Origin of the sequence: Streptomyces sp. NPDC006435, assembly GCF_040612315.1 — a bacterium.
In the GTDB taxonomy this organism is placed as follows: Bacteria; Actinomycetota; Actinomycetes; order Streptomycetales; family Streptomycetaceae; genus Streptomyces.
In genome coordinates, this window is record NZ_JBEXPY010000006.1 from 97572 (window position 1) to 113252 (window position 15681).

Sequence of the window (15681 nt, forward strand, 5' to 3'; positions counted from 1 at the left end):
TCACGCGTTTCGTTCCGCAGCGGCGCCGTGACGGGCGCCGCGTATCAGTCGGCCCCCGGAGCCGGTGCGGGTCTGCCCGGGTAGTCCGCCGGTGGGCTCAGCCGCTGGCCCGGCCGACCGCCCATCTCGTACTTCAGCAGCTTCCTGGCCTTCTCCGGGTCGGTCTCGCCCTCCCCGTACGCGGGACAGAGCGGGGCGATCGGACAGGCACCGCAGGCGGGCTTGCGGGCGTGGCAGATGCGACGGCCGTGGAAGATGACGCGGTGCGAGAGCATCGTCCACTCGCTCTTGGGAAAGATCGCGCAGATCTCCGCCTCGACCTTCTCCGGGTCCTCCTGCTCCGTCCACTTCCAACGCCGTACGAGGCGCCCGAAATGGGTGTCCACAGTGATTCCCGGAACACCGAAAGCATTGCCCAGGACAACGTTGGCGGTCTTGCGGCCGACACCCGGAAGCGTGACGAGGTCGGCGAGCCGGCCCGGCACCTCGCCGCCGAAGTCGTCCCGGAGCGCCGCGGAGAGCCCTATCAGCGACTTGGCCTTGGCCCGGAAGAAACCGGTCGGCCGGATGATCTCCTCCAGCTCCTCCGGGACGGCCGCGGCCATGTCCTCGGGGGTGGGGTAGGCGGCGAAGAGCGCGGGAGTGGTCTGGTTGACCCTCAGATCGGTGGTCTGGGCGGACAGCACCGTGGCGACGAGGAGCTCGAAGGGGTTCCTGAAGTCCAGCTCGGGATGGGCGTACGGGTAGAGCTCGGCCAGCTCACGGTTGATCCTGCGGGCACGGCGGACCATCGCCAGGCGCGATTCCGGCTTCCGCCCCGCCCCCTTGGCGGAAGATTTCTGCGCCTTATTCCCCTTAGCGGCGGGTTTCGGCGCCTTCTCCCCTTTGGAGGCCGATTTCGACACAACCTCCTCCTTGGCGCCCTTTGTCGCCTTCCCAGGGCGGATCACACCCCGTTCCGAACGATTCACGCCCTGTTCGCCCACAGCGGAATCACGGCCTTCCGACACCCCATCAGCCCCCTTGGCCTGCGCTCTCACCGGCGACTTGGACACCCGACCAGCCTAGAGCCACGTACCGACATCCGCCCCGGTCACCGCACATCCGCCCCCGATCGGCCCCCTGCCGCACGATTCGGCACGTCCGTGCGTCAAACTGGTTTGTGATTGATCGCACTGTTTTACCGTCCTGCATGATGGGGACCACGGTTCCCGGAACAGGCCGACAAGGAGAGAACTCGTGGACGACGTTCTGCGGCGCGCCCCGCTTTTCGCGGCGCTCGATGACGAGCAGGCCGCGGAGCTCCGCGCCTCGATGAGTGAGGTGACCCTCGCACGCGGCGACGCGCTCTTCCACGAGGGCGACCCGGGCGACCGCCTCTACGTGGTCACCGAGGGCAAGGTGAAGCTCCACCGCACCTCCCCCGACGGGCGCGAGAACATGCTGGCGGTCCTCGGCCCCGGCGAGCTGATCGGCGAGCTGTCCCTCTTCGACCCGGGCCCCCGCACCGCCACCGCGACCGCGCTGACCGAGGTCAAGCTCCTCGGCCTCGGGCACGGCGACCTCCAGCCCTGGCTGAACGCCCGCCCCGAGGTGGCCGCGGCCCTGCTGCGCGCCATCGCCCGCCGCCTGCGCAAGACCAACGACCAGATGTCCGACCTGGTCTTCTCGGACGTTCCGGGCCGTGTCGCCCGCGCCCTCCTCGACCTGTCGCGCCGCTTCGGCGTCCAGTCGGAGGAAGGCATCCACGTCGTCCACGACCTGACCCAGGAAGAGCTGGCCCAGCTGGTCGGCGCCTCCCGCGAGACGGTCAACAAGGCCCTCGCCGACTTCGCCGGACGCGGCTGGCTGCGCCTGGAGGCGCGCGCCGTGATCCTGCTGGACGTGGAGCGCCTGGCGAAGCGGTCCCGCTGACCGGTCCCACCGCCCGGTCCCGCCGGGCACGGGCCCGGACCAGGACCTGGCCTGATCGGTCCGGACCGACCCGGACCGCGCCGGACGGACCTCGGGCACGCCCCGGGCGGACGCCGGTCGTGTCGACTCCGTACGTGAGGCCCCGCCGCCCGGCGGGGCCTCACGCCGTCTCGATCAGCCCGTGCTCGCCCAGGTACTCCAGCTGGGCCAGTACCGAGAGCTCCGCGGCGGGCCACAGGGACCGGTCCACGTCCGCGTACACGTGCGCCACCACCTGCGACGCCGTACGGTGCCCGGCCTCGACCGCCGTCTCCACCTGGGCCAGCCGGTGCGCCCGGTGCGCGAGGTAGAACTCGACCGCGCCCTGCGCGTCGTCCAGCACCGGTCCGTGCCCCGGCAGCACCGTGTGCACGCCGTCGTCGACAGTCAGCGAGCGCAGCCGCCGCAACGAGTCGAGGTAGTCGCCGAGCCGCCCGTCCGGATGCGCGACGACCGTGGTGCCCCTGCCGAGGATCGTGTCGCCCGTCAGCACGGCCCGGTCGGCCGGCAGGTGGAAGGAGAGCGAGTCCGCGGTGTGCCCCGGGGTGGGCACGACCCGCAGTTCCAGCCCTCCGGTGGTGACCACGTCGCCCGCGGTCAGCCCCTCGTCGCCGAGGCGCAGCGCCGGGTCCAGGGCGCGCACCTTCGTCCGGGTCAGCTCGGCGAAGCGCGCCGCGCCCTCCGCGTGGTCGGGGTGCCCGTGGGTGAGGAGGGTGAGCGCGATCCGGCGGCCCGCCCGCTCGGCGGTCTCCATGACGGCCCGCAGGTGCGCGTCGTCCAGCGGGCCCGGGTCGATGACGACCGCGAGATCGGAGCCGGGCTCGGCGACGATCCAGGTGTTGGTGCCGTCCAGCGTCATCGGCGAGGCGTTGGGCGCGAGGACGTTGACGGCACGGGTGGTGGCGGGGCCGGACAGGACCGCGCCGCGCGGCTGTCCGGGCAGCGCTGCCGCATCGCTCATATGGACCCACCCCCCGCACCGGCCTCCGCACCCGAAGCGGAACCGGAACCGGCATCCTCGCCGGAGGCGGAACCCGAACCGGCCCCGCCGCCGTCCGCCCTGCCCGGGATGTGCTTGGTGAACTCGTCGTGTCCCGGCCAGCTCAGCACCAACTCGTCACCCTCCAGCCTCGCCCGTGCGAGTACGGGGGTGAGGTCCTGGGAGTCCGCCGCCTTCAGGACCTCCGCGACCGTCCCGTACGGCCTCAGCGCCCGCAGCGTCGACACGGTCGGCGGCATCATCAGCAGCTCGCCCCGGTCGTATCCGTCGGCGGCCTCGCCGGGAGCGATCCACACCGTGCGATCGGCCTCCGTGGAGGCGTTGCGGGTGCGCTGGCCCTCGGGGAGCGCGGCGACGAAGAACCAGGTGTCGTAGCGACGGGGCTCGAACTCGGGGGTGATCCAGCGCGCCCAGGCGCCCAGCAGGTCGGAACGCAGCACCAGGCCGCGCCGGTCCAGGAACTCGGCGAAGGACAGCTCCCGGGCGACCAGCGCCTGCCGGTCGGCCTCCCAGTCCGCGCCGGTGATGTCGCCGACCACCGTGTCCGCGCCCGGCCCCGCGAGCAGGACGCCCGCCTCCTCGTACGTCTCGCGCACCGCCGCGCAGACGATGGCCTGGGCCTCGGCCTGCGTACCGACGCCGAGCCGGTCGGCCCAGATGTCCAGCCCGGGTCCGGCCCAGGCGACGAGCCGGTCGTCGTCGCGCGGGTCCACCCCGCCACCCGGATAGGCGTACGCCCCGCCGGCAAAAGCCATGGAGGCGCGGCGGCGCAGCATGTGGACGGCGGGACCGCCCCCGGTGCCGACGGCGGGATTCCGGAGCAGCATCACGGTGGCGGCCCGCTTCGGGGTCGCGGCGCTCAGCTCGCCTGCGGCGAGTGCCCGGATCCGGTCGGGCCATTCCGGTGGGTACCACTGACCATTGGACATGGCCGGAGGCTATCCGGAACCGCGCCGATGTTCGAGAGGTGCACTGATCCGCTCCCGGCAGGCGCCCCTGTACACAGCTGATCCCGCCCGGTCGTCATGACCGGACGGGATCAACGGGATCAACGGGCCCAGCGGGCTCGGCGAGCCCACGGGATCCCGGGCGGGCAGCCCCGGCCCGGCTCAGGCGTACGGCTCAGGCCCCGACCAGCTCGACCTGGACCTCGACCTCCACCGGCGCGTCCAGCGGCAGCACCGCGACGCCCACAGCGCTGCGCGCGTGGACGCCCTTGTCGCCCAGCACCTCGCCCAGCAGCTCGCTGGCGCCGTTGATCACGGCGGGCTGCCCGGTGAAGTCGGACGCCGACGCCACGAAGCCCACGACCTTCACGATCCGGGCGATCCGGTCCAGGTCGCCCGCGACGGACTTCACCGCGGCCAGCGCGTTGAGGGCACAGGTCCGCGCCAGTTCCTTGGCCTCCTCGGGCGTGACCTCCGCCCCCACCTTGCCGGTTACCGGAAGCTTGCCGTCCACCATCGGCAGCTGGCCGGACGTGTACACGTACACCCCCGACTGCACGGCCGGCTGGTACGAGGCCAGCGGCGGGACGACGGCCGGCAGCGTCAGCCCGAGCTCGGCGAGCCTCGCCTCGACTGCGCCCGCCACTACGCCTTCTCCCGCTTCAGGTAGGCCACGAGCTGCTCGGGGTTGTTCGGGCCGGGAACGACCTGGACCAGCTCCCAGCCGTCCTCGCCCCAGGTGTCCAGAATCTGCTTGGTCGCGTGCACGAGAAGGGGCACGGTCGCGTATTCCCACTTGGTCATGGCCCGACTGTAGTGCCTGCGTGATTACCGGCACGCGCAGCCTCGTGCGTAGCCCGCGGTGTGACTGGTTAGGCTCGAATACGTGAGCAGGTTCCAGGTCGTCAGCGGCAAGGGCGGTACCGGTAAGACCACGGTCGCCGCCGCCCTCGCGCTCGCCCTCGCGGCCGAGGGCAGGCGCACCCTCCTCGTGGAGGTCGAGGGCAGGCAGGGCATCGCCCAGCTCTTCGAGACGGATTCCCTTCCGTACGAGGAGCGCAAGATCGCCGTCGCGCCGGGCGGCGGCGAGGTGTACGCCCTCGCGATCGACGCCGAGCGCGCGCTCCTCGACTACCTCCAGATGTTCTACAAGCTCGGCAGCGCGGGCCGGGCGCTCAAGAAACTCGGCGCCATCGACTTCGCCACCACCATCGCGCCCGGCGTGCGGGACGTGCTGCTGACCGGCAAGGCCTGCGAGGCCGTCCGCCGCAAGGACAAGCAGAACCGGTACGTCTACGACCACGTGATCATGGACGCCCCGCCCACCGGACGCATCACCCGCTTCCTCAACGTGAACGACGAGGTGGCCGGGCTGGCCCGGATCGGCCCGATACACAATCAGGCCCAGGCCGTGATGCGGGTGCTCAAGTCGCCCGAGACCGAGGTCCATCTGGTGACGCTCCTGGAGGAGATGCCGGTGCAGGAGACCGCGGACGGCATCGCGGAGCTGCGGGCCGCCGGGCTCGGGGTGGGCCGGGTCATCGTGAACATGGTGCGGCCGCACCTGCTGGACGAGGAGGCCCTGCGCACCGCCTCGGGCGGCCGCCGCAAGGAGATCGCCAAGGCCCTGACCCGGGCCGGGGTGACGGGCTCCGCGGCACTGGTGCGCCCCCTGGTCGAGCAGGCCGCCGAGCACGCCCAGCGGGTCGAGCTGGAGCGCGAGCAGCGCGCGGTGCTCGCTGGCCTGGAACTGCCGGGGTACGAACTCCCGTTGATCGGCGAGGGCATCGACTCGGCCGGTCTCTACGACCTGGCGACCGAACTCCGCAAGCAGGGCGTGGGTGAGGGGACGGGACAAGGGGCGGGACAAGGGGTGGGTACATGACACAGCGCACGGGACCGGACGCGGCCACATCCGCGGTCCGGAAGCCGACCACGTCCGCGGCCCGGGGCTCCTCCGCGACCCGGACTTCCTCCGCGGCCACCGCCCCGCCCCCGCCGTCCCCGCTGTCCGCACCCGCGCTGGACGCCGACGCGCTGCTCGACGACCCCGCCATCCGGATCGTCGTGTGCTGCGGCTCGGGCGGCGTCGGCAAGACCACGACCGCCGCGGCACTGGGCGTACGGGCGGCCGAGCGCGGCCGCAAGGTCGTCGTCCTCACCATCGACCCGGCCCGCAGGCTCGCCCAGTCCATGGGCATCGACTCGCTGGACAACATCCCGCGCCGGGTCCCGGGCATCGAGAGCGAGGGCGGCGGGGAGCTGCACGCCATGATGCTCGACATGAAGCGGACCTTCGACGAGGTCGTCGAGGCGCACACGGACGCCGAGCGGGCCCGCGCGATCCTGGAGAACCCCTTCTACCAGTCCCTGTCGGCCGGTTTCGCGGGCACGCAGGAGTACATGGCGATGGAGAAGCTCGGACAGCTTCGCGCCCGCGACGAGTGGGACCTGATCATCGTCGACACCCCGCCGTCGCGCTCCGCGCTGGACTTCCTGGACGCGCCGAAGCGGCTCGGTTCCTTCCTGGACGGAAAGTTCATCAAGGTGCTGATGGCCCCGGCGAAGATGGGCGGCCGGGCCGGCATGAAGTTCCTGAACGTGGGCATGTCGATGATGACCGGCACCCTCGGCAAGCTGCTCGGCGGTCAACTCCTGCGTGACGTACAGACCTTCGTCGCGGCGATGGACACCATGTTCGGCGGCTTCCGGACCCGGGCCGATGCCACGTACACCCTGCTCCAGGCACCCGGCACGGCATTCCTCGTGGTCGCGACCCCCGAGCGGGACGCGTTGCGCGAAGCCGCCTACTTCGTGGAGCGGCTCGCCGCGGAGGACATGCCGCTGGCCGGCCTGGTGCTCAACCGCGTCCACGGCAGCGAAGCCGCCCGGCTCTCGGCCGAGCACGCCCTGGCCGCCGCAGAAAATCTTGACGGGGTCGGCATTGTGGATCAGACGACCGGGAAGGCTGGACTTCGTGAGCCGTCCGACCGGTCGGACGCCCCGCCCGAAGCCGTCGCCGCCCCCGACACCACTCCCGATCCTCCCGAGCACACCGACCACGAGGACCACGCGAGCGCCACGGACCACGTCGATCAGCTGACCGCCGGCCTGCTGCGTCTGCACGCCGAGCGGATGCAGGTGGTCGCGCGCGAACAGCGCACACGCGACCGCTTCACCGCGATGCACCCCGAGGTCGCCGTGACCGAAGTGGCCGCACTGCCCGGTGATGTACATGATCTCGAAGGCCTTCGGGCCATCGGGCACCGGCTCACGACCGGTTCCGCCCCGGCCTGAGCTGCCCGGTCGTTCGTTCGCGCTATCCCACCGCGGCGTACCTCTCGTGCAGTTCGTCGTCGTCCAGTCCGATCGCCACGGGCAGGATGCCCGCGGACTGCTCGTACTCGCTGCGCGCGGTCTCCAGCAACCGGCGCCAGGACGTGACGGTGGGCCGCCTGCGCAACAGCGCGCGACGCTCCCGCTCGGTCATTCCGCCCCACACGCCGAACTCGACGCGATTGTCCAGCGCGTCGGCCAGGCACTCGGTCCGCACCGGGCATCCGGTGCACACCGCCTTGGCTCTGTTCTGCGCTGCTCCTTGTACGAACAGTTCATCCGGATCGGTAGTGCGGCAGGCTGCCTGCGCACTCCAGTCGGTTACCCAGCCCATCACGGCGCCGTCCTCTCCCGAATCGAGGCTCCCCCACGGCGACAGCGGCATATTCACCGCTGCCAGTTGAGGACGTTACGGAAGGTGGCGACAGCACAACACCCCCTTCGGGCCCAATCTTGGATGGCCCGAACGGACTATGCGTATGCGGCAGATCACCCAGGGGAGTGAGGTGAGGACATGCGCGACCATCCCGGCGAAATAGGGACAGTTCACCTGGATCACAACGGACGTTCAATGACACACGAGGCGAATTCGGGAACGCCTTGGTTCGTGGCCGGGTCGTGCACGGGGGTTGATGCGGGACCGGACTGCTGTGACAGTTGAGAGCAGCTTAGGCCAAGGCATATACGTGTGTCCGGCGAATGAGAACGTAGGCTGCCCCCATGCCAAAGAAGCGCTCGGGCGGGGGTCTCTCGACGACCCAGCAGGCCGCCAAGTTCCTCGGTGTCGCCGCGCTCTCCGGAGTCGTGCTCGCGGGCATCGCGCTGCCGGCCGCCGGAGCACTGGGGCTCGCCACCAAGGGGACGGTCGAGGGATTCGACGAGATCCCGGCCAACCTCAAGACCCCGCCGCTGAGCCAGCGCACCACGATCCTGGACAGCAAGGGCGGCACGATCGCCTCGGTGTACTCGCGCGACCGCACGGTGGTCCCCCTGAAGGACATCTCGCCGTACATGCAGCAGGCGATCGTGGCGATCGAGGACGCCCGCTTCTACAAGCACGGGGCGATCGACCTCAAGGGCATCCTGCGCGCGCTGAACCGCAACGTGCAGGCGGGCGGGACCGCGCAGGGCGCCTCGACCCTCACCCAGCAGTACGTGAAGAACGTCTTCGTCGAGGAGGCGGGCGACGACCCGGACAAGGTCGCGCAGGCCACCCAGCAGACCATGGGCCGCAAGATCCAGGAGCTGAAGTACGCGATCCAGGTCGAGGAGGAGCTCGGCAAGAAGAAGATCCTGGAGAACTACCTCAACATCACCTTCTTCGGCCAGCAGGCGTACGGCATCGAGGCCGCCTCCCAGCGCTACTTCTCCAAGCGGGCGAAGGACCTGACCCTGGAGGAGGCCGCACTGCTGGCCGGCCTCGTGCAGTCGCCGAGCCGCTACGACCCGGTCAACGACGCGGCCGAGGCGACCAAGCGCCGCAACACCGTGCTCCAGCGCATGGCGGCCGTCGGGAACATCTCGCAGGCCGAGGCCGACAAGGCGAAGGCGAACCCGATCAAGCTGAAGGTCAAGAAGCCGCAGAACGGCTGCATCACCGCCGTCAACGGCGCGGGCTTCTTCTGCGACTACGTGCGCCAGGTCTTCCTCAACGACCCGGTCTTCGGCAAGACCAAGGAGGACCGGGCCAAGATCTGGAACCAGGGCGGCCTGACGATCAGGACGACGCTCGACCCGCAGTCCCAGCAGTCGGTGCAGGCCTCGATCAAGAGCCACGTCTACAAGAAGGACAAGGTCGCGACGGCCGTCACCCTGGTCCAGCCGGGCACCGGCCGGATCATGGGCATGGGCCAGTCCAAGCCGTACGGCTTCGGGCCCGACGAGACGCAGTACAACTACTCGGTCAACAAGAGCATGGGCGGCTCGAACTACGGCTTCCCGACCGGTTCGACGTTCAAGCCGTTCCTCGCCGCCGCCGCCATAGAGGGCGGCAAGCCGGCCACCCAGGTCTACTCGTCGCCGTACGACATGGACTACCCGGACACCGTGCAGTCCTGCGGGAAGCCGTGGGTCAACGACGGCGTGCCGAAGTATCACGTGGAGAACGAGAGCGAGTCCGAGAAGGGCCCGTACGCGCTGCGTGAGGCCATGGAGATGTCGGTCAACACCTACTTCGTGCAGATGCTCCAGGACATCGGCATGTGCCCGGTCTCGAAGATGACCGACAAGCTGGGGATAGTGCAGGGCGACGGCACCAAGCTGCCGCAGAACCCGTCGACGCTGACCCTCGGCTCCAACGGTCTGTCGCCGCTGACGATGGCGAGCGCGTACGCCGCCTTCGCCAACCGCGGCACGTACTGCACGCCGGTCGCCGTCCTGTCGGTCAAGAAGGCGGACGGCAGCTCGCTCCCCGTGCCCCGTACCTCCTGCTCGCAGGCCATGTCGCAGACGACGGCCGACACGATCAACACCCTGCTGCGCGGAGTGGTCGACTCCGGTACCGGTCAGGAGGCGGGTCTCCAGAGCCGCGACAACGCGGGCAAGACCGGTACGACCGACGCCCGCAAGAACGCCTGGTTCGTCGGGTACACGCCGAACATGTCCGGCGCGGTCTGGGTCGGCAGCCCGTCCCAGAGCGTCGAGATGGAACGCATCACGATCGGCGGCGTGTACCAGGACAAGGTGTACGGCGGACAGGTCCCCGGGCCCATCTGGCGCGACGCGATGACGGGCGCCCTCAACGGCGTGGCCGCTCCCCCCTTCAACACCGTCCACATCCCCGACCCCGCGAAGGACAAGGAGGACGAGGACGACCGGGAGGACCGCGGCGACGACCGCGGCAGGCCGGGTCCGGGCGGCAAGAAGCCCGGTGACAAGACCCCGTTCCCCGGCATCACCATCTCGCCGGACCTGATCGGCGGCAACAACGGCGGCGGTCACCGCGGCCGGACCAACGGCGGCACGCAGGGCCCCTGAGCCGTACACGACATGAATGAGGGTGGGGCCCGGATCGGTGTCGATCCGGGCCCCACCCTCATGTTCGTCCCCGCGCGAGCACGGACGCGGGACCGGGCGCCGGCGTCATGCGCCGGGCCTCATGCATCGGGGCGTCCGGCCGCGGGCGCGGGCCGGAGCCCCGGGTCAGCCCGCGAGGAGCTTCTTCACCGAGGCGGCCACCCGGCCGCCGTCGGCACGCCCCGCGACCTTCGGGTTCACGATCTTCATGACGGCGCCCATCGCACGCGGGCCCTCGGCCCCGGCGGCCCTGGCCTCCTCGACGGCGGCGGACACGATCGCGCCCAGCTCGTCGTCGCTCAGCTGCTTGGGCAGGTACGCGTCGAGGATCGCACCCTCCGCCTTCTCACGCTCGGCCTGCTCGGCCCGGCCGCCCTGGGCGAAGGCTTCGGCCGCCTCGCGGCGCTTCTTCGCCTCCCTGGCGATCACCTTCTGCACCTCGTCGTCGGAGAGCTCACGCGCCGACTTGCCGCTGACCTCCTCCTTCGTGATGGCGGTGAGGGTCAGCCGGAGCGTGGACGAGGTCAGCTCGTCACGCGCCTTCATGGCGGAGGTGAGGTCTTCCTTGAGCTTGGACTTGAGCGTGGTCATGTGCTGATTGTGGCAGGTACGGGGCAGCCCGCGCCCGCCGGTTTTCTGCTCGCCGCGCGGTGTCTGCGACGATGGGCGCATGCGCGCACGCTACGGAGTACCCCTGAAAGTCACGGCAGTCGGCGCGGCGATCGGCGCGGCCGGTCTCGCCTACGCGGCCGGGTTCGAGGCCCGCTCGTTCCGGCTGCGACGGGTCGCCGTCCCCGTACTCCCGCAGGGGGCACGCCCGTTGCGCGTGCTCCAGGTCTCCGACATCCACATGGTGAGCGGGCAGCGCAAGAAGCGCGCCTGGCTGCAGTCGCTGGCCGGTCTGCGCCCGGACCTCGTCGTGAACACCGGCGACAACCTCTCCGACCCCGGGGCGGTGCCCGAGCTGCTCGACGCGCTCGGCCCGCTGATGGAGTTCCCGGGCGTGTACGTCTTCGGCTCCAACGACTACTACGGCCCCAAGCTCCGCAACCCCGCCCGCTACCTGGTGGAGAAGGCCCGGGGCAAGCACGGCCTCAACGGGAACGCGCCCGCGGTGGGCGTCGTCCACAACCCGTGGGAGCCGATGCGCGACACCTTCGACGAGGCGGGCTGGCTGAACCTGTCCAACACCCGGGGCCGCCTCAAGATCGACGGTCTGGAGCTCGCCTTCACCGGCCTGGACGACCCGCACATCAAGCGCGACCGCTACGCGGAGGTGGCGGGCGGCCCCGAGACGGGCGCCGACCTCTCCATCGGCGTGGTCCACGCCCCCTACCTGCGCTCCCTGGACGCCTTCACCAGGGACGGCTACCCCCTGGTCCTGGCCGGCCACACCCACGGCGGCCAGCTCTGCATCCCCTTCTACGGGGCCCTGGTCACCAACTGCGACCTGGACACGGACCGGGTCAAGGGCCTGTCCACCCACTCCGTCGGGGGAAACCGCGCCTACCTCCACGTCTCCGCGGGCTGCGGCACCAACCGCTACACCCCGGTCCGCTTCGCCTGCCCGCCCGAGGCGACCCTGCTGACCCTGACGGCCCGGGACTGACCCCGTTCCCTCCCCCGCCCGCGGCGGCACGAAAACCGGATTTCGTCTGCGGGCGCGGGTGGGCTAAAGTAATCGATGTCGCCGGGAAACCGGCGGCGATCGGGGTGTAGCGCAGCTTGGCAGCGCGCTTCGTTCGGGACGAAGAGGTCGTGGGTTCAAATCCCGCCACCCCGACAGCCGTAAGACCAGGTCAGGGGCCTGATCCGAGAAATCGGGTCAGGCCCCTGAGTGGTTTCCGGGGTCGGCTTGGGAGCCGTTTGGGAGCCGACCTCGGGATCCCGGCTCCCCGCATCGGGCCCCCTCGTTGTCAGTGCCTGCCGCTACCGTCGCTGAGGACAGTTCTCCCTCGACCGTGAGTGGTGAGCAAGACATGGCAGACCGAGTGGCCGAGGGCGGCGCAGACCCTCGCAAGGTGTTCGTGATCCACGGACGAAACGAACTCGCACGCAAGGGGCTCTTCGAGTTCCTGCGGGCGCTGGGCCTCGATCCCATCGAGTGGTCCGAGGCCATCCAGATGACCGGCAAGGGCTCCCCCTACATCGGCGAGGTCCTGGACACGGCGTTCTCGAACGCGCAGGCAGTGGTCGTCCTCCAGACCCCCGACGACGTCACCTACCTGCACGAGAGCCTCACGTACGCCGGCGACCCCGAGTGCAGCCCGCAGATGCAGCCCCGGCCTAACGTTCTGTTCGAGGCGGGCATGGCCATGGGCCGGGACGAGAACCGCACCGTGATCGTGGAACTCGGCCAGGTGAAGACCTTCAGCGACATTCACGGTCGGCATGTGATCCGGCTCGACAACTCCACGAAGAAGCGCCAGGACCTCGCAACCCGACTGGAGACAGCAGGGTGCGCCGTACGCCTGACTGGCACGGACTGGCATGACGCCGGCGACCTCACTCCCCCAGTGCCGCCGGGCGGCGGACTTCCCCTGGGGCGGAAGCTGCCGTCGTCGCAAGCGGCCGGCGTCCCTCGGCTGAGTGCCCAATACGTCAACAACGGCTCGAGGAAGATGGGGACGGTCGTGATCACCAACCACGGCCCTGGGGACGTCTACGACCTTGATGTGGAAGCCGAAGAGAAGGCCGAGCTGGTCACACGCAACGAGGGTGAGTTCCCGGTGCCGAAGTTGCCGGCCGGTAAGTCGGTGCACGTAATGAGCGCCCGCTCCATGGGAATGGGCGCAAGCTCGTACTTCAACGTCGTCCTGACGGGCAAGACCGCCGATGGGGTGCCCATCAGGGTCGAAGAGTTCGTGAACGGGGCCTGACATGGAGATTTCGATGAGCCTCCCTCTCGACCACGATGGTTTCGTGCGTCGGGAGTGTCCCCACTGCATCAGCCAGTTCAAGTGGCACCACGGACCGGCGAATGAAGAGGCCGAGGAGCAGCCGTCGCCCACCGCCTACTACTGCCCTCTTTGTGGGCAGCCGGCGGGGCTGGACTCCTGGTGGACGCAGGAACAGCTCGACTACACCAAAGGCGCGATAGCTCCCGCCGCAGTGCGGATGGTGGAGGACGAACTGAAGAACGCTTTCAAGGGGGCCCGCAGCAAGTACGTGAAGGTCAGCGTCAAGGGTGGCATGGAATCTCCCGGGGTGCCTTCGCCGCTGACCGAGCCTGACGACATGGTCATCGTGACATCCCCCTGCCACTCGTACGAGCCGGTGAAGGTTCCCGAAGACACGTCAGGCCCCTACCACTGTCTCGTATGCGGCCAAGCCTTCGCAGTCTGACCTGACGCGCCCACGAAACATGGGTGCCCCCACACGACGTTCGTGTGGGGGCACCCATATGGGGCGTCACCCTGGTAGCACCAGCTCGCGGGCGTCCCGGCGTGTGCGCAGAAGGTCGTTGAGCACGCGCACTGGCGACGTCGGGCACATGGCCAGACGGGCGTCGAGCGCCGCCTCCCACTGTTCGGTCAGGCCGGCCATGAGGCGGCGGCGCATGCCGGGGGTTACGTGGGCGTAGCGGGCCGAGACGGAGCCGTCGATGTGGCCCATGCGTTCGTCCATGAGGACCTTCTCGGTGCCGAGGTCTTCCATCATCGTCCGGTGGGTGTGGCGCAGGCCGTGGGGCGTGAGGCCCTTGGCGACGGGGACCCAGCAGGCGTCGGCCCGGTCGGTGGCGTTGCGGCCCCGGGAGGGGACGCCGGGCCACGGTTCGCCGAGGAGCGGGACGGGGCGGGCCTCCTGGGGCGCCTTCTTCGGGTACCAGCCGGAGACGGCCGGGGTGAAGAGCCAGGTGGCGAAGCCGTTGCGGCGCCAGTGGGGCGCATGCTCGGAGACCGTGCCGCCGCGTACGAAGCCGAGGTCCGCGATGGCCTGCTCCACCTTCGCCCGGGTGGCCTCGGCGACGCGGGCGGGGTGGTTGAGGACGTTGGACACCGTGCCCGTGGAGACGCCGGCACAGCGGGCGACGTCGGTGAGCTTCGCCCCCTGGTGGCCGCCGGTACGGGCAGCCCCTAGACCTCGGTAGACGTAGGTCTTGCCGTGGCAGGGACACGGTGTCGGCTTCGTGCGGGCGATGTGGCTGGCGACCAGGGCGGAGAGCCAGTCCGGTGAGTCGAGGGTGCGGTAGCTGTCGTCCTTGGGCGGGACGCGCACCAGCTCGCCGGTGTCCAGCTCGTACAGCTGCCACTCGACGCGGAAGGATCCGGGGCGGGCGAACTCCGTCTCCATGCCGACCAGTTCCGCCCAGCGCACGCCGGTGTAGCCCTTGTGCACGACGGCGACGAACTCGTCGTCGCGGCCGGAGAGCAGGGAGGCCCGTTCGGCGGTGAGCAGGATGCCGAGTGCGTCGGTGATGACCTTCTCCGGTCCGCGGTCGCGTGAGCGGCCGGCGCGCTTGCCGCGCCCGCGCCGCCTGGTGGCCGGGTTGGAGGTGAGCAGGCCCTCGTCGATCGCGTCTTCGAGGATCAGGTGAAGCGTCGAGCGCCAGGTCTTGACGCTGGAGGCCGCGTACAGGGCCCGCTCCTTCTTCTCCCACAGCTCGACGTCCGTGCGGAGGATGCCGACCAGGGCCTTGTCCTCGAAGTCGGGGAGCAGGTGCTCCTCGATGTGGCGCTTGTAGTTCTGCATCGTCGATGCGGCCAGGTCCTGGGCCTCGTACCAGCGGCTCGCGTACTCGCCGAACGTCTCCTGGCCGAGGGCCGGGTCGCGCCAGTCGCCGCGCCGGTACTTGTTCTCGGCCTCGCTCGCGGCGCGCTGGGCCTCACCCTTGGTGGCGAACCTGATGGTCCTGCCCTGGTCGTCGGCGACCGTGAGGTGCTTGCCGGGCGCGACCTTGTACCGGCCGCGCCAGTAGTTTCCGCGCTTCTCCGCGAATCCCATGTGTTTCTCCCCTCCTTGTGCCCTCGCGCTACGCGGCGGTCCCGAACAGGCCCTGGCCGGACCGGCGCGGGGGCCTGGCTCGGAGCCGGGTCACGGGAACGGGTGGGGTGGACGGGGAGGCCAGACGGGGCGCCTTGGAGACGGCGGGCGGAGTCGGCGGCTGAGGCACGGCGGGCAGGGCTTCGTGCATGCGGATGATCTCCGCGAGGTGTTCGCCGGTGAAGCGGTAGGACCGGCCGACCCTGGTGTGCGGGATCAGTCGCCGGCGGGCGCGGTCCTTGACCCACCAGGCGGAGCAGCCGAGCGCAGCGGCGACGTCCTCAGGGAGGTACAGGCGTGGCGGGGCGGTGTCCGGGTGCGGGGGCTGCACGTAGGCATGGGGTATCGCGGCGTGGCGCAAGCGTGGTCCTCTCCTGGCCTCGGCGTGTGGGGCGGCAACCCCGGCCGGGCCGGTGTCGTTCAGGGATGGGATGGGCGTGTGGTGCG

Annotated in this window: 16 protein-coding genes and 1 tRNA gene; 8 read left to right on the forward strand and 9 right to left on the reverse strand. The window is 70.3% G+C overall.

The window, feature by feature from the left end; translation table 11 throughout:
• Nucleotides 1-44: 44 nt before the first annotated feature.
• On the reverse strand, nt 45-950 hold the full coding sequence (gene nth, locus ABZZ04_RS09435) for an endonuclease III (protein WP_356931770.1): 906 nt from the start codon (nt 948-950) through the stop codon (nt 45-47).
• 289 nt (nt 951-1239) lie between these two features.
• Between nth and ABZZ04_RS09440 the strand changes: the two genes are divergently transcribed.
• On the forward strand, nt 1240-1914 hold the full coding sequence (locus tag ABZZ04_RS09440; RefSeq protein WP_148840632.1) for a Crp/Fnr family transcriptional regulator: 675 nt from the start codon (nt 1240-1242) through the stop codon (nt 1912-1914).
• A gap of 160 nt (nt 1915-2074) precedes the next feature.
• Here the strand turns inward: ABZZ04_RS09440 and ABZZ04_RS09445 are convergent, their stop codons facing one another.
• The 4 genes from ABZZ04_RS09445 to ABZZ04_RS09460 all read right to left on the reverse strand — a co-directional run bounded on the left by ABZZ04_RS09445 (nt 2075) and on the right by ABZZ04_RS09460 (nt 4704).
• A complete protein-coding gene (locus ABZZ04_RS09445; protein WP_356931600.1) occupies nt 2075-2914 on the reverse strand; it encodes an MBL fold metallo-hydrolase in 840 nt (279 codons plus the stop codon).
• Nucleotides 2911-3882 (reverse strand): NUDIX hydrolase, encoded by a 972-nt coding sequence (locus ABZZ04_RS09450; RefSeq protein ID WP_356931601.1) that lies wholly within the window; start codon nt 3880-3882, stop codon nt 2911-2913. The genes ABZZ04_RS09445 and ABZZ04_RS09450 overlap by 4 nt, the downstream gene beginning before the upstream one ends.
• 193 nt (nt 3883-4075) lie before the next feature.
• A complete protein-coding gene (locus tag ABZZ04_RS09455; RefSeq protein ID WP_356931602.1) occupies nt 4076-4546 on the reverse strand; it encodes a RidA family protein in 471 nt (156 codons plus the stop codon).
• A complete protein-coding gene (locus ABZZ04_RS09460) occupies nt 4546-4704 on the reverse strand; it encodes a DUF4177 domain-containing protein (protein ID WP_003967454.1) in 159 nt (52 codons plus the stop codon). The genes ABZZ04_RS09455 and ABZZ04_RS09460 overlap by 1 nt, the downstream gene beginning before the upstream one ends.
• An 82-nt stretch (nt 4705-4786) precedes the next feature.
• Here ABZZ04_RS09460 and ABZZ04_RS09465 point away from each other — a divergent pair, with 82 nt between their 5' ends.
• Nucleotides 4787-5785: an ArsA-related P-loop ATPase gene (locus ABZZ04_RS09465; RefSeq protein ID WP_356931603.1), complete on the forward strand. Its 999-nt coding sequence runs from the start codon at nt 4787-4789 to the stop codon at nt 5783-5785.
• Complete coding sequence (locus ABZZ04_RS09470; RefSeq protein ID WP_356931604.1) at nt 5782-7197, forward strand: ArsA family ATPase; 1416 nt, start codon at nt 5782-5784, stop codon at nt 7195-7197. The genes ABZZ04_RS09465 and ABZZ04_RS09470 overlap by 4 nt, the downstream gene beginning before the upstream one ends.
• Nucleotides 7198-7219: 22 nt before the next feature.
• Here ABZZ04_RS09470 and ABZZ04_RS09475 read toward each other — a convergent pair whose 3' ends face one another.
• A complete protein-coding gene (locus ABZZ04_RS09475; protein ID WP_187438703.1) occupies nt 7220-7570 on the reverse strand; it encodes a WhiB family transcriptional regulator in 351 nt (116 codons plus the stop codon).
• A gap of 386 nt (nt 7571-7956) precedes the next feature.
• Between ABZZ04_RS09475 and ABZZ04_RS09480 the strand changes: the two genes are divergently transcribed.
• Complete coding sequence (locus tag ABZZ04_RS09480; RefSeq protein WP_356931605.1) at nt 7957-10212, forward strand: transglycosylase domain-containing protein; 2256 nt, start codon at nt 7957-7959, stop codon at nt 10210-10212.
• Between the two features lie 165 nt (nt 10213-10377).
• On the opposite strand, the gene ABZZ04_RS09485 is transcribed toward ABZZ04_RS09480, so the two are convergent.
• Nucleotides 10378-10842 (reverse strand): GatB/YqeY domain-containing protein, encoded by a 465-nt coding sequence (locus ABZZ04_RS09485; RefSeq protein ID WP_148836850.1) that lies wholly within the window; start codon nt 10840-10842, stop codon nt 10378-10380.
• Nucleotides 10843-10921: 79 nt separating this feature from the next.
• Between ABZZ04_RS09485 and ABZZ04_RS09490 the strand changes: the two genes are divergently transcribed.
• The 4 genes from ABZZ04_RS09490 (at nt 10922) to ABZZ04_RS09505 (ending at nt 13596) form a co-directional block, all read left to right on the forward strand.
• Nucleotides 10922-11860 carry a metallophosphoesterase gene (locus ABZZ04_RS09490; protein ID WP_356931606.1) on the forward strand — a complete coding sequence of 313 codons (939 nt, stop codon included), beginning with the start codon at nt 10922-10924 and terminating at the stop codon, nt 11858-11860.
• Between the two features lie 100 nt (nt 11861-11960).
• Nucleotides 11961-12034, forward strand: a tRNA-Pro gene (locus ABZZ04_RS09495).
• Nucleotides 12035-12230: 196 nt separating this feature from the next.
• Nucleotides 12231-13130, forward strand: a complete 900-nt coding sequence (locus tag ABZZ04_RS09500) for a nucleotide-binding protein (RefSeq protein WP_356931607.1) — start codon at nt 12231-12233, stop codon at nt 13128-13130.
• Nucleotide 13131: 1 nt separating this feature from the next.
• Complete coding sequence (locus tag ABZZ04_RS09505; protein ID WP_356931608.1) at nt 13132-13596, forward strand: hypothetical protein; 465 nt, start codon at nt 13132-13134, stop codon at nt 13594-13596.
• Nucleotides 13597-13662: 66 nt separating this feature from the next.
• Here the strand turns inward: ABZZ04_RS09505 and ABZZ04_RS09510 are convergent, their stop codons facing one another.
• Nucleotides 13663-15195: a LacI family DNA-binding transcriptional regulator gene (locus tag ABZZ04_RS09510; protein WP_356931609.1), complete on the reverse strand. Its 1533-nt coding sequence runs from the start codon at nt 15193-15195 to the stop codon at nt 13663-13665.
• 28 nt (nt 15196-15223) lie between these two features.
• Complete coding sequence (locus tag ABZZ04_RS09515) at nt 15224-15595, reverse strand: helix-turn-helix domain-containing protein (RefSeq protein WP_356931610.1); 372 nt, start codon at nt 15593-15595, stop codon at nt 15224-15226.
• Between the last annotated feature and the right edge of the window lie 86 nt (nt 15596-15681).